The sequence below is a fragment of the Cellulophaga baltica 18 genome (genome assembly GCF_000468615.2).
In the GTDB taxonomy this organism is placed as follows: Bacteria; Bacteroidota; Bacteroidia; order Flavobacteriales; family Flavobacteriaceae; genus Cellulophaga; species Cellulophaga baltica.
In genome coordinates, this window is record NZ_CP009976.1 from 3,819,727 (window position 1) to 3,833,517 (window position 13,791).

The 13,791-nt window shown below is 34.9% G+C and carries 13 protein-coding genes; 6 read left to right on the top strand and 7 right to left on the bottom strand.

Going from position 1 to position 13,791, the window contains the following annotated elements; translation table 11 throughout:
• Positions 1-88 precede the first annotated feature (88 nt).
• The 3 genes from M666_RS16385 to M666_RS16395 form a co-directional block, all read right to left on the bottom strand.
• Entirely contained in the window at positions 89-1,921 is a 1,833-nt protein-coding gene (locus M666_RS16385; protein WP_029446735.1) for a monovalent cation:proton antiporter-2 (CPA2) family protein, read from the bottom strand.
• 136 nt (positions 1,922-2,057) lie between these two features.
• A complete protein-coding gene (locus M666_RS16390) occupies positions 2,058-2,759 on the bottom strand; it encodes a LytR/AlgR family response regulator transcription factor (protein ID WP_039325949.1) in 702 nt (233 codons plus the stop codon).
• Positions 2,760-2,761: 2 nt separating this feature from the next.
• Positions 2,762-3,727 carry a sensor histidine kinase gene (locus tag M666_RS16395; protein ID WP_226989922.1) on the bottom strand — a complete coding sequence of 322 codons (966 nt, stop codon included), beginning with the start codon at positions 3,725-3,727 and terminating at the stop codon, positions 2,762-2,764.
• 235 nt (positions 3,728-3,962) lie between these two features.
• On the opposite strand from M666_RS16395, the gene M666_RS16400 reads away from it, so the two are divergent.
• Positions 3,963-5,285, top strand: a complete 1,323-nt coding sequence (locus tag M666_RS16400; protein WP_029446738.1) for a serine hydrolase domain-containing protein — start codon at positions 3,963-3,965, stop codon at positions 5,283-5,285.
• A gap of 84 nt (positions 5,286-5,369) precedes the next feature.
• Here M666_RS16400 and M666_RS16405 read toward each other — a convergent pair whose 3' ends face one another.
• Positions 5,370-6,821 carry a CotH kinase family protein gene (locus M666_RS16405; RefSeq protein ID WP_029446739.1) on the bottom strand — a complete coding sequence of 484 codons (1,452 nt, stop codon included), beginning with the start codon at positions 6,819-6,821 and terminating at the stop codon, positions 5,370-5,372.
• Positions 6,822-7,041: 220 nt separating this feature from the next.
• Between M666_RS16405 and M666_RS16410 the strand changes: the two genes are divergently transcribed.
• Together M666_RS16410 and M666_RS16415 are read left to right on the top strand one after the other, a co-directional pair.
• Complete coding sequence (locus M666_RS16410) at positions 7,042-8,061, top strand: M4 family metallopeptidase (protein WP_029446740.1); 1,020 nt, start codon at positions 7,042-7,044, stop codon at positions 8,059-8,061.
• Positions 8,058-8,324 carry a protealysin inhibitor emfourin gene (locus M666_RS16415; protein ID WP_029446741.1) on the top strand — a complete coding sequence of 89 codons (267 nt, stop codon included), beginning with the start codon at positions 8,058-8,060 and terminating at the stop codon, positions 8,322-8,324. The genes M666_RS16410 and M666_RS16415 overlap by 4 nt, the downstream gene beginning before the upstream one ends.
• Here the strand turns inward: M666_RS16415 and M666_RS16420 are convergent.
• From M666_RS16420 to M666_RS16430, 3 genes are all read right to left on the bottom strand, one after another.
• Positions 8,321-8,806, bottom strand: a complete 486-nt coding sequence (locus M666_RS16420; RefSeq protein WP_029446742.1) for an Mpo1 family 2-hydroxy fatty acid dioxygenase — start codon at positions 8,804-8,806, stop codon at positions 8,321-8,323. The two genes, M666_RS16415 and M666_RS16420, sit on opposite strands and share 4 nt — an antisense overlap.
• A gap of 13 nt (positions 8,807-8,819) precedes the next feature.
• The gene (locus M666_RS16425; protein ID WP_025615403.1) at positions 8,820-9,452 is read right to left on the bottom strand and encodes a TetR/AcrR family transcriptional regulator; all 633 of its coding nucleotides are present in this window, start codon (positions 9,450-9,452) and stop codon (positions 8,820-8,822) included.
• A 120-nt stretch (positions 9,453-9,572) separates the two neighbouring features.
• A complete protein-coding gene (locus M666_RS16430; RefSeq protein ID WP_029446743.1) occupies positions 9,573-10,154 on the bottom strand; it encodes a DUF6515 family protein in 582 nt (193 codons plus the stop codon).
• 223 nt (positions 10,155-10,377) lie between these two features.
• Here M666_RS16430 and M666_RS16435 point away from each other — a divergent pair, with 223 nt between their 5' ends.
• From M666_RS16435 to M666_RS20870, 3 genes are all read left to right on the top strand, one after another.
• Positions 10,378-10,968, top strand: a complete 591-nt coding sequence (locus M666_RS16435) for a DUF4494 domain-containing protein (RefSeq protein ID WP_029446744.1) — start codon at positions 10,378-10,380, stop codon at positions 10,966-10,968.
• A gap of 276 nt (positions 10,969-11,244) precedes the next feature.
• Positions 11,245-13,080, top strand: coding sequence for a type VI secretion system Vgr family protein (locus tag M666_RS16440; RefSeq protein WP_039325954.1), 1,836 nt, complete (start codon positions 11,245-11,247; stop codon positions 13,078-13,080).
• 5 nt (positions 13,081-13,085) lie between these two features.
• Positions 13,086-13,784 (top strand): PAAR domain-containing contractile injection system baseplate protein, encoded by a 699-nt coding sequence (locus tag M666_RS20870; protein ID WP_029446747.1) that lies wholly within the window; start codon positions 13,086-13,088, stop codon positions 13,782-13,784.
• The last annotated feature ends 7 nt before the right edge of the window (positions 13,785-13,791 follow it).

A 13,791-nucleotide genomic window follows, 5' to 3' on the forward strand; every position in this document is an offset into this window, starting at 1 on the left:
CTGAAAAATAAATCCCCTTTTGTAGTGTCTAGGATTTTTATACAAAGAAAATTGAAAAGACCATTAGCTCTTTAAATTGTTATTAACTTTAATTATTAAGCTGACTGCTCCCAATTTTTTGATCGTCTTCTAGTAATTTTTCTTGTTGCTCGATTTCCATTCGAGCCTTGAAAATATATTCTTTTTCGGTTTTAGGAGCTCCGGCTAACCTACGCATACTTTCTTCATCTAAACGAATAAATTTGCTAGCTTGCTCTTTAGTAGCATCTATATCAAAACCTACATGATGCAAGACATCGCTTGCCAATTTTATAGAAGTATCCAGAGATTCTCTATAAATATAATCTACACCAATATTAAGTAACTCGTAGGCATCATACCTATTTCTTGCCCTAACCATAAGTTTTATATGGGGGTATTTTTCTTTAATTTTTTTAACTAAACTAAGGGTTACTTCAGGATTATCAATAGCACAGATTAAGATCTCGGCATTAGCGATCCCTGCAGATTCTAAGAGATCTAAACGGGTAGCATCACCATAAAATACCTCAAAACCCATTTTTCTCAAAAAGTCTACCCGACTAGAATCTTGGTCAAGAATAGTAGTTTTTACCCCATGAGCTCTCAGAAACCGTCCTATTGTGCTCCCAAAATGACCAAAGCCTACTAATATAATTTTATCTGAACGCTCTATCGCATCCATTGGTTTTTCTTCTGCTTGTTTAGTTCCAAATTTAGGAAGTACAAATTTCTCATTTAACAGACCAATAATAGGTGTTAATGCCATGGTAAGTGCGGTAACGACTAACATTATATCCAATTGTCTTTGATCTAAAATGCGCAACTGTAGGGCAAAAGTAAGCATCACAAACGCAAACTCTCCAATTTGAGCCAGACCAACTGCTAAAAGAAATTTCTGATTTATTTTTAGTTTAAACAAGGTGGCTACTATATACAAAACCAATCCTTTTACTAAAATAACCCCCACTACTAAACCGCTTATTACCCAAGGATTATCAGCTATGACTACAAAATTTACCGTAGTCCCCACCGTAATAAAAAACAAGCCTAAAAGCAATCCTTTAAAAGGCTCTAGTGTACTTTCTAATTCATGTTTAAATTCGCTCGTAGCTAATACCACTCCCCCTAAAAAGGCTCCTAAAGCCGGACTTAGCCCTACAAATTCCATTAGAAATGTAATAGCTAAAACAATGAGTAAGGCCGATGCTGTAAGCAACTCGCGTACTTTTGAAATGGCCACCAACCGTAACATTGGAATAATAAGGTAACGCCCAGAAACAACAATTAACACCACAGAACTTATTGTTGCTAAAGCTTGCCAGCCTAAGGGTAGCGATTCTAAAATATTAGAACTCCCCTCCCCATCTAATTTTGAAGCATCTACTGTAGATAATAACGGTAACAGCCCCAACATGACAATTACAATGATATCTTGAAAAAGTAATATAGCAAATGATGAAGCTCCATAGGTGGTATTCATAAGGTTCTTCTCACTTATGGTTTGCAAGGTGATGGCTGTAGAAGACATGGAGATGGCCATAGCACAGGTTAAAGATACTTGCCATGAAACGCCAAAAGCTATTAGAATTGCAAACGAAATAAGGCTCGTTAAAAACACTTGGGTTCCGCCCATCCCAACAATGGTTTTTCTCATTTTCCAGAAACTCTTGGCATCTATCTCTAATCCTATTAAAAATAGCATCATGACTACACCAAATTCTGCAAAGTGAAGAATATCATCGCCTTCTTCTCCGATAAAGCCTAAAAGATAGGGTCCTATGAGAACACCTGCCAACAAATAGCCTAAAACAGAGCTTAAGCCTAATTTTTTCGCAATGGGCACACATATAATAGCCCCTACTAGAAATACAATTGCTTCAAAAAGGATATCTTCATTCATGGTTTATTGGAGTTCAGTGGTAAAAGTAAAAATAGGCATAAAACGCATACTATCGCTGGTTATAATAAAAGCAGATTAGTACTTCTGAAGTCCAAAGCCTTACACATTGTATAAAAAATAAAATTTACATAGTATACTAGCCTAGTTGTACGCGTTCTAAAACATCTTTTTTAAATGATTTTCCAATAGGCAAGTTCACATCGCGTTGTAGGTGAATCAAATTTCCTTCAATCATCTTAATTTTTTCAAAATTAACCACATAGGATTTGTGGATTCGCATAAATTGATGAGGTAATTTAGTGATGAACTCTGATAAAGTTTGTGGTGTGAGAACCATTTGTGGGGTAAATATTTTGATATAATTTCCGTAAGCTTCAACATACTCAATAGCCTCAAAATTAATTTTTATAATCTGCTTATCGCTTTTTACAAAAACACCCGAAATTGGCTCTTTATCATTGATAATAATACCTTGATTAAATACTTTTGTGTTGGTCTCCACCTTTTGTACCGCTTGAATAAAACGTTCTAATGAAAAAGGTTTTAAGAGGTAATCGGTCACAGATAATTCAAATCCTTCTAATGCATATTCGGGATATGCCGTAGTTAGAATTACGGAGGGTTTCATCTGTAAGGTTTTTAAAAGACTTAATCCTGAAAGTTTTGGCATATTAATATCCAAAAACAAAACATCTACATTTTGTTCTGCTAAAACCTGCATTACTTCAAAGGCATCTTTACATGATGCTACTAGTGATAAGTTCGGTATTTGCTGTATATAAGTTTCTATAATTTGACGAGCAATAGGCTCATCATCCGCAATAACACACTGTAACATAATTAATTAAGATCTAAAATTAGTTGCACCTTAAAAAGCGTAAGGTTTTTTGAAATAGTAAGCGTATGCTTCTCAGGATACAATAATGACAATCTTTTTTTCACATTCTTTAAGCCTATTCCGCTTCCATCTTCATTTTCCAGTATCAGCTCTGCATTTGAGAATAAGTCATCCTTAGAATTTTCACAAGAAAAAATAAGCTTATCGCCTCTTAAATCAAGACTAACAACAACTTTACTTTGGCTTTTATCTGAGTTTCCTAAATGTTTAAATGCATTTTCAACAAAAATAATACACAACATGGGTGCTATCTTTTCTGTTGTAAACGCTCCTTTTAAATCAAAACTAATAGTTACTTGATCTTCTAATCTAATTTTTTCTAAAGCGATATAATTTTCCAGATAAGTAATTTCTTTTGCAAGGGGCACAAAAGATTCTTTCGTATCATACAAACTATAGCGCAGTAAATCCGATAATTTGAGCATCAAATCTGGTAACTTATCAGACTTTAATACAGAAAGTCCATACAAATTGTTAAGTGTATTAAATAAAAAATGAGGATTTAATTGTGCTTTAAGCAGCATAAGTTCCGCCTCACGTTCTTTATGTTTTCGCTGAATACTATCTCTTGACATTTTTAAGGCAATACCAAAAACCAATACTAATACTAATACTCCATATAGGTTAAGAAATACTAACCACTCAAATAGTTGATTGGAGTATTTAATCAAAAAATAAACCATAATTCCAGTAAAAAAAGTACTGTTTAAAAGAAAAAGTAGGCCGAATAATGTTTTGCTTTTACTGAAGTAAGGTAAAATCGATAGATTATTTATGTATACAGCAGCTGCAAAAATACACATGATTAGAAAGACGGTAGTAAATTTATCATCTGTAACAACAATGCCCATTAAAATAATAAACAAGAAGAACCAAACTAGTACATTTTGAGCTAATTTATTCTCCATTAAAGTATCAAATTTTGTCATTCTTAGAGTATACTTTTGAAGTCTAAAGATAAGTTTTACATTAAAATAAGCCGCTATTTTATGACGTAAGCCTATAAATGGAATCCAAACAGCTCTAAATTGAGGATAAAAGCCGAAAATCCAGTTGTCATAACTTAAGGTCTCTTCATCATTCTTTTTAGTCCCAATAAAATATAACCCGGAGTTTTGAAGTATAAATCAAAAACGATATCTCATGAAAACACTTCACACTTCTTTAATTCTAATTATTTTAATGTCTTTTGCTTTTATCAGTTCTGCTCAAGATGTATCACTTAACACCATCAAATTAAAATATGATTCTTCTCTTCTAGAGAAACAACAAGGAATTGCCATACTCACTAAAAAAGAAGGACGCACTGAAACACTAAGTTTGGGTGCTCATAACCTTAATAAAACAAGTGTTTTTAATATAGGAAGCGCAACAAAAACTTTTACTGCGATATTAATTCTTCAAGAAATAGAAAAAGGAAATTTAACTTTATCTGATAGTATTGGTAGTTTTTTGACCCCCATCAAAAATGTGCCAAGCTCTTTAACTATCAAAGAACTTTTAGCACATGAAAGTGGATTAGATGAAATAATCGGTAAGAATATTTTAAACATTTTTTTTGGTAAAAATGACTCTCTTTACGATATTTCTCTATTACAGCAACTAGAAGCACATCGTCCAAAAGAACGTGGCACATTCTCATATTGTAATACTAATTATTTCTTACTGGGAAAAGTATTAGAAAAAGTAACAGACCAAAGCTACTTTGATCTTGTTCAAGAGCGCATTATAGAGCCTCTAGGACTGAAAAACACTTATCCTTATCTGCATAAAAATATTAAAAATTTAGCCCAACCAAGACATGAAGATAAGAATGTATCGGAGTATTTAGATTTCCGATACTTTACGAATATTGCTTACGCTGCCGGGAGTATTGCTTCTACGCTAACAGATATGGAACTATTTTACACAACACTTTTTGAAACAGAACAACTTTTAAAAAAGGAAACTTTACAATTAATGATGACTAAAGGTAATGACCACTATGGATTAGGATTAATGAAATCTTCATACCATGAGACTATCCTATATGGACATGGCGGTAATAATATTGGGTATGCATTTAGAAATGAATACAATCCTAAAACAAAAACGCTATACCTTGCTTTTACGAATACAAAAACACTTCCTTTTCAAAAAGCAATTACTACTGATTTAAAAGCTTATGTAACTAATGAGCCCATAAAACCTACACTAGCCATAGATATAGAAACATTTAGAGATTTTATAGGAACTTATTATTTAGAAGAAGCTAAATTAGTTTTGGAAATTATTGAAGAAGGCAACAAACTCTACTTACTAGCAGAAGCGCAAGGAGTAAAAAGTGAGTTGATACAGAAGAATAAATCAACATTATTTGACACCACTGTAGGCGCCACACTAGAACGCTTAGAAGATTCAGATGCCGGATTGAAATTTTCCCAAAACGGATTTGAAACGCTTATAAAACGAAGGGGCAAAAAATAAATGGCGTCCACAATAGGTGCTAAAAAATACAAAAGCCTGCTTTCTGAAAAGAAAGCAGGCTTTTTAATAATAAGATGACTTCTATTATTCTAAATAATTAGATACGGCACTGACCCGTTGCTCTACATGACTATTAAGTTCGCTAATTGCAGCTTGAAAATCTGAGCTTGAATTTAAAAAGGTATAGCCTGAAACCTCTGCCGCAGCATACGGTGCTATCAAGGTAGCATATGTGGCATATTTAGGCTGCATTAATGAAGCATTAAATACGGTATTCACCACATCTTGGACATACCCATCATACTGCTCTTGATACACTTCATCTTGATACAGATACCCTATAAGCGGCCATTCTGTAGCATTTAAATCAGAAAAATCTAAAGCCAAAGAGCCTTGCATATTCCCTGTTTGTAAGGCTTCATTATTATCCCAAGGAATCCATGATAATACGGCCGTATCGGGATTATTATACAAAAAGTAATTGTGCGTCATCCTACCATACGTATCCCAGTTTTGAATCACCGTATTTACCGCCAAATACTTCAAAAACGTATCCGTATCAAATATACGTTCTAAACTTTCTCGCCATGCGGCAGGATCTGTGGTTCTCGTCTCTGAATGTAAAGCTGCAAAAACACTTTCTATATCTGAATAATCGGCCTCATCTTCATTTGTTTTCTTAACAAAGACACTTTCAGAAAAGCTTCCTTCTGCAAATGAAGCACCATCGCCATCTGGCTTGTATAAATTACCATCATTATCTGAAAACTGTGTATCTATTACCGTATCATCTACCTCTTCTACTAAGGTATAAACTCCAAAAAAAACAGGTCCGTCTCCATGATCTACATATACCGTGTAAAAACCAGCATGAGAACTGGCCACGCCAAAATCTCTAAAAATATCTGTAGCTACTTTCTCGCGAAGCATCGATTTATCATTGTAATTATTTTTAAGACTAAGTTTTTTAAAACCATAAAAACGTTGGTTATCTATCTGCGGATATTCATCTTCAAATTCATCAAAATCTAGCTTAAAAGAAAGTTTTAAGTTACCACTAGACCAGGTAGACTGTAAGCTAGAATTTCCTTTAAAACGAACCCCTACTTTATACCATTCTTTGTCCTCATAAAATACTTCTGCCGGAACAAAAATGGGGTCTTCATCGGTCTCTACCAATCCCCCACCACCGGGTCCACCTCCAGAAGTGCTCGTCCCGAAATCGCCATACAAAGATGTCATATCATCTAACATCGCCTGCCAACGTTCTGCAGTAATCACAATATCTAAACGTTTAACCGCTTCATCTTCAAAAATTTCTTCTATATCAGGATCTGCAGATTTACTATGTGTGGCATCCGTCCAATCTACCGTATCAAAATCTGTATCTGAGTACGTTTCTACATAAGCATCATCACTAGACGTATCGGTTGTATCTACCGTTTCTTCTGTGGTGGTCGTTATATCATCTTCTGAACATGCATTAAATAAGGAGAAACAAACTAGTAAAATAAATAAGGTGCTTAATTTTTTCATACTATTGAGTTATTGTGTTAAACAGTAGGCTAATTTGCCACTTTATTGCTTAGCTTTTAAAGCTTTTCAGTGAAAGGCTTCTATTAATCAGTAAACCCGCCCAATACATCTTTATAATTTTAACGGTACTTCAAAATTTCATAAGCTTAACATAATCTATTGTTGTTTATAGTATAAATGCTCGTATATTAGAAATTATAATTCCCTAAAATCGATACTTATGTGTACGAAACACCATTGTCATATTGTTCCAGAACATATATTAGCTGCCTTAGCCAAGCGCGGTAGTAAGAGTTGTAAAAAAACCTTGAATGATACCCGCCGCATTTTAGAAAAAAGGAATACACTTTTAAATGGTTTGTTGCAACAAGAACTAAGAATTGCGAAAGGAGAAAGGCTCATTTATGACTGTGAGAATAGGTTTCAACAACGTGTTTCTTTGAGCCGTAGCGAAGGAGAGGCTGCTACTGATGATGAAACCATAAATAATGCGTACGAAACATCTGGCTTTGTACGAGACTATTTTAAAACTACATTTAATCTTAATTCCGTTAATGGAGAAGGGATGAATTTAGTTTCTAATGTACATTATGGCGAGAACTATAATAATGCTTTTTGGGATGGTGATGAAATGACGTATGGCGATGGTGACCAACAAGATTTTAAAGAGTTTGCTAGTGCTATTGATGTTGTAGCGCATGAGCTTACCCATGGGATCACCCAGTTTATGGCAAATTTAGAATACCAAGGTCAATCTGGAGCATTAAACGAACATTTTTCTGATGTATTCGGTACCGTTATAAAACAGAAATATTTAGACCAATCTTTAGAAGATGCAAATTGGCTGATAGGCGATACGATCATTACAGAATCTTTTCCTGGTGTGGCCTTACGCTCTATGAAAGAACCTGGAACCGCTAATGATTTTGATGTACAACCAGATCACATGGATAACTATTATGCCGGACCCGAAGACAACCAAGGAGTGCATATCAATTCTGGCATTCCTAATAAGGCCTTTTACCTATGCTGTTTAGAAATAGGTATTGATGACGCTGCTCTTTTATGGTTTGAAACCTTAAAATTCCTATGGCGCACCGCTACTTTTAACGACCTATATGATGTTTTAATCACCACATCTACTACCTTAATAGCCCAAGAAAAGATTTCTGAAAAGACCATAGCAGTTGTAGAAGATAGCTTTAGTAGTGTTGGTTTGCCACAAAAAGCTTTAATATGAAGTATTCTTTGTTAATTTCTGGAGGATTTACCGGAATTCCTAAGCGGTATACAGGCACCATCACCGTAGCTAGTAAGGAAGAAAAAGAGCTTCTAGACATCCTTACAGCTGCTGACCGTTCTGAAAATAAAAACTTAAGAGACGGGCTACAATACCATTTAAAAGTAGCAGAGGGGTCCGAAAATTATGAGGCCAAATTTGATGATGCCAATATACCCCAGTCCGTAAGAAATCTAATTACGAAGATCATCCAAAAAGATTAATATTTAATTTTCAATCCCTCAAATAAATGACTCATTGTCCAAGCTGGACCTATCATTAAGAATTGTAAATCTTTTAAAAAGGAAGGCTTCTTCCCTTCATGGTTATGGCCTATAAACTGTGCTATCCAAGCGACTATAAAAATAACCAACATAGGTATCCATAAAGCCAAGCTAGTACTTACTTTTATAACATCTATGCCTAATAAAACAAGAATAGAAAACAACAACATGCCTACAAAAAGGGTTTTAGAAAGGCTTAAATAATAAACCAATCCTAGTAAAATCACCAAAGTACCAAAATGCACATACGATTGTAAAAATTCAGGGAATGCTAAAATTATAGCCTCTGAAACCGGAATGCTTGCTAATAAGCCTATCAAACTAAAAAAAATAGCAGGGACACAAATATAATGAATCGTAATATTAAGTTTTGTCTGGTGGCTCTCTCCATACTCAGACAATAAAGCATCTATTTTTCTCATAGGGGGCATCTCTTTATTCGTTGGTTTTAGGTAATGCTACAAATTTTCTAACTTGGTGATACTCTTCCAAACCTTTTTCTGTGAGGTACGGTAAAAGTAACGTCCAAAGCATTTCTATAGACGCACATTTATTAGTCTCATAAGTGGTTGCTGTAATGACTAATTTTTGTGACTGCCAGAAGGTGCTAGACATCCAAATTAAATGCATTGTTTTATCATAATCTATTGTTTCAGACTCTGGAAGCATTCTTCCTGTTTCTATATAATAATCTATTAATTTTCTACCTTCCTCAAATCGGTTTAAATTCGTCACTTTATAGTGTTCTGCAATTTCAGGATATGTTTTATTAATGTTTACAATATCATTAAAGAAGAAATTATAATGTTCTTGAAGACGATCAAAATTGCGCATCATTTCTTCAAAATGAAATAAAGTAATGTAGGCATTTTCTGGAAGGATATTATTCTTTGTTTCTTCAAACATATCATCATAGATATTTGCCAACAAAACTGCCTTGGTTTTATAATGATATTGAAGGTTTCCTGCACTAATAGAAAGGCTATCTGCTATTTGCTTCATAGAAACATTAGACATCCCAAAGGTGTTAAATAATTTTACCGCCTCTTTTTTGATTTCTTCTTTCATAGGCTGCTTAAAAAAATACAAGCTTACTAATATAGGAAATTATTTAGTAAGTCTTTACTAAATACCAAAAAAGGGAGCATTATTCATGCTCCCTTTTTATCTAAAATATCAGAATAGGTCCTATTCTATCATTCCTACCACTTCATAAGCTCTAGTTCCATCATATTGTATTTTCTCATACAACACATCATTATATTCATAAAGAACCGTACCGTCAATAACTACTTTTTCTGCTCCGTCTGGCAATTCATAAACAATAGTTCCTACCTCTGGTACTACTACCTCATAGTGGTTTTGACTTTGAATATAAAATACGCCTTCAAAATTATAATAGTTTCTATTCCCGAATTTCACCATTCGGTAACCAACAGGCAATTTACTTACACGAAGACCTGCTCGCGGTGCAACGGCAATATAACGGCCATTGTAATTTCTATAATATCTATTATTCGCATAATAGTAATTTTGATTGTTGTGCTTTATTACCTTAGCATTAGTAGGTACTGATCTATATGTGGTAACCTTCTTTTTAGGCGTTTTATATACTACAGTCTTACGTGGTACCACACGAGAACGTGTGCTGGTTTTTACCACCACTGTTTTAGATTTAGATTTTGTACTCCGTGTTTGTGCATTTCCAGAAAATGAAAATGCAATTAAGGCCATACCTATCAAAGCGAATGTTTTGCGATTATTTATCATAATGATTATTATTTTAGGGTTTATACATCTTTGACCGTATGCATCACAGTTGGTTTAATCTATTTAGAAAACTTTAGCATTTAACTTTTCAGAATTTGCCCTCAATGTCCTCAAAATAAATACAATACCTTTTTAATTTTAAAATTGTGAATATCTATTCTTCCATTTATAGAAGTCATACCTAAGAGAACCCCTATATTTGCCACCCCAAAACAATAACATTATGAGTGCAACATGGTACGAGTGTAAAATAAAATATAGAAAGCTAGATGAAGCTAGTGGAATGCAAAAAGTAGCATCAGAACCTTATTTGGTAGATGCTATTTCTTACACAGAAGCAGAAAGCAGAATTACAGAAGAAATGGCTGCTTACCTTAGTGATAGTGATGATATAAAAATTACCAATATTAAAGTAGCGAACTATTCTGAAATACATCCTTTTGAGAATTCTGACCGTTGGTTTAAATCAAAAGTTTCTTTAATTGCTTTTGATGAAGAGAGTGGTAAAGAGCGTAAAACAAATATGTATTTATTAATACAAGCCAATGATGTTAAAGAGGCCTACGATAATACGGTTTCGGTCATGAAAGGTACTATGGGAGAATATTCTATCCCTGCTATTACAGAATCGCCTATTATGGATGTCTTCCCTTATTTCTCCGGAGAAGAAGATGATATGGAACGTATTAAAAGTTTCAATGAAGTAAAGGCTTCTGTGCCAGAAGTTGCAGAACTTAATGATGATTTAGAATTGGCAGATGTTTTAGCTTCTGAAACAGAAACAGATTTTGAACCTAGAACTGGTGAAGAATAAATTTCTTTAAAAATGCAATAAAAAAAGAGGGCTTTCTAGCCCTCTTTTTTTGTTTCTATGCTTTTTCTAGTTCCTTTATTTCTGTTCATTTTTTTAAATTAAAGTTTCTCTAATAACCCTGTTTTCCTGGTATTCTTGGTCCACCACTATTTTTTAAAACAAAAAAATTAGAGATGATAGTCTACAATTAATACGGTAATTCGTCGAAATACAGCGGTATTTTTTGTTCACCTCAGGGATTGTGTCTATTTTAACCTCCTTTAAATAACGACAGCCATGCCTAAAATGATTACCCCAGTGCTTATTATCGATGGAGAACGTTTTCTTCCTAAATCTGGTTATAAGGTTTCTATAGAACAATCCATGGGTACCCACAGCTCTTTTAGTGTGGTTTTTCAAACCAATGCTACCGAAGGGTACGGCGGTACACTCATGAATAATTCTATTAATTATTCGGGTAAAAAAATATCTATAGGCGTTAATGATGGCGAATTAGAATATGTAGGGATCATTACTTCGGTAGCCTTACAAAAAGGTATTGGTGCCTCTGGCGCTATTGTACTCTCTGGACAAGGAGCTAGTATTTTACTCTCACGCTCCGTGCAATGTTTTAGCTATGAAGAAGGGTCTTCTTTTAGCCAAGTAGTGAGTGATACGTTTAACGGACATTCCACTGACCTTCTTAAAATGGAAATAGGAAGTGGTACTAACATCCGTTTGCCTTATACGGTACAATATAATGAGTCCGACTTCTCTTTCTTACAACGTATGTGTGCACGTTATGGCGTTTGGATGTATGATAATGGTAGAACCTTTTGCGTAGGACGTACAGGAGATAAACAATTCAGCGGCGTATATGGTCAGGATATTCAAACTTTCGGACTCTCCACTACCCTACAATCCCAAAACAGTGGCTTTACCTCTAAAGATTGGATCAATGATAGCGACTTAGAATCGGTTTCCTCATCCTATAGTGCACAAAGCGGACATATGTATGCCGGGCATGTAAAAAATGAATCTGAGGGTTTATTTGCTAAAAAAGAAAATTACTCCTGGAATCACAATCAGAATGAATATAGCGGACAACAAGGATTAGACCATGTAGCAAAAGTTGATACCTTATCTAAAGCCGCTAATATGATTATTGCCAACGGATCCTCAGAGATTGTAGGTTTACGTGTGGGTGATAATTTGACCATTGAAGGCGTTAGTTTTTCTGATAAAACACGTAGAGATGCTTTTGGATCCTATATGGTTACTAAAGTAGCGCATCGTTTTGATCATAGTGGTAATTATGAGAATCATTTTGAAGGGGTACCAGAAGGAACAGAACACCCACATTACAGTGCGGTATTCGCAACCCCTACTGCAGAAGAACAACGTGGTGTTGTGTTAGATAACAATGACCCTGATGGATTAGGCCGTATAAAAGTACAGTTTGGTTGGCAACGCAGAATGGGCACCTCTACCCCATGGATAAAAATGAATACCCCATATGGCGGTAATGGTAAAGGTTTTTACTTTATTCCTGAACTGGACGAAGAAGTACTCGTAGGTTTTGAAAACAACAACCCAGAAAAACCCTATGTACTGAGTGCTGGTTTCAATAGCAGCGCTAAAAGTGGTATGGCGGATGCGGATAATAACTTGAAAACAATCCGTACTCGCAGTGGGCATACTATAGAATTGAATGATACCGATGGTGAAGAAAAAATAAATATTTATGATCATGAAGGAAGCATAATTACGTTTGATACCCAAGCCAAATCATTGTATATAACCGCTACAGAAAACATAGAATTTCAAGCAAAAAATATAAAAATGATAGCGGAAGAAAATATAGAGATTCAAGCTCAAGGAGATATTGCTACAGTAGCAGAAGGAGATATCACTTCACAATCTCAAGGGAGTACCACTATGCAAGCTACAGGAGATACAAACATCTCAAGTGAAGCCTCAATAACTATAGAAGCTAGTAGTGAAGCTAGCTTAAAAGGACAAACACTAACTACAGAAGGTATTGCTGCAGCTACTCTTAAAGGGTCGCAAACCAAAGTAGAAGGACAAATTATAGCTATACAAGGAGCTAGTGGTAAAATAGATGTAATATAATAATTATGCCAGGACCCATAGCAACAATAGGAAGCATGCATGTTTGCCCCATGTGTACAGGAACAACGCCTCATGTGGGCGGACCCATAGTAGGTCCAGGAACACCCAATATTTTAATAAACGGAAAGCCAGCTGCCCTGATGGGAGACACTTGCGTGTGTGTTGGTCCTCCAGATGTTATAGCGCAAGGAGCACCTAATGTAATGTTTAATGGAGTGCCAGTGGCTTGCATAGGAGATATGACTGCACATGGCGGGGCCATTACCGTTGGAGAACCTAACGTAATTATTGGTAGCGCAGCTCCTACTCCATCTATTACTATGGCCGTTAATAAAATACCATTCCCAGAGATAGCGTCAAACACTAGTAATGAAGAGGCTATAGCAAATCAGCAATTATTACGAGAAGCAGCGGTAGATATTGAAGGAGAACCTAGAATTTTTAATTTGCAATGGTTAAAAGAAGAAATAATTCTACGATCATCAAAAGTACTAAAAGAGGTGACCCTAAGGGCGCATGTGCAGAATATACCTGAAGGAGGAAAAGTTACTATTAATGTAAAAAGATATAAGGAAAACGAGAATGAAAACGGTGAAATCATTACAAATGAAAATGATATTATTGAAATAACAGGTACAGTTCGAAATAAAATGGTAGAAGTAGTTTGGCAGATTGAGGACACCAGTCAAGATGAAATTACTTAATTTTTAA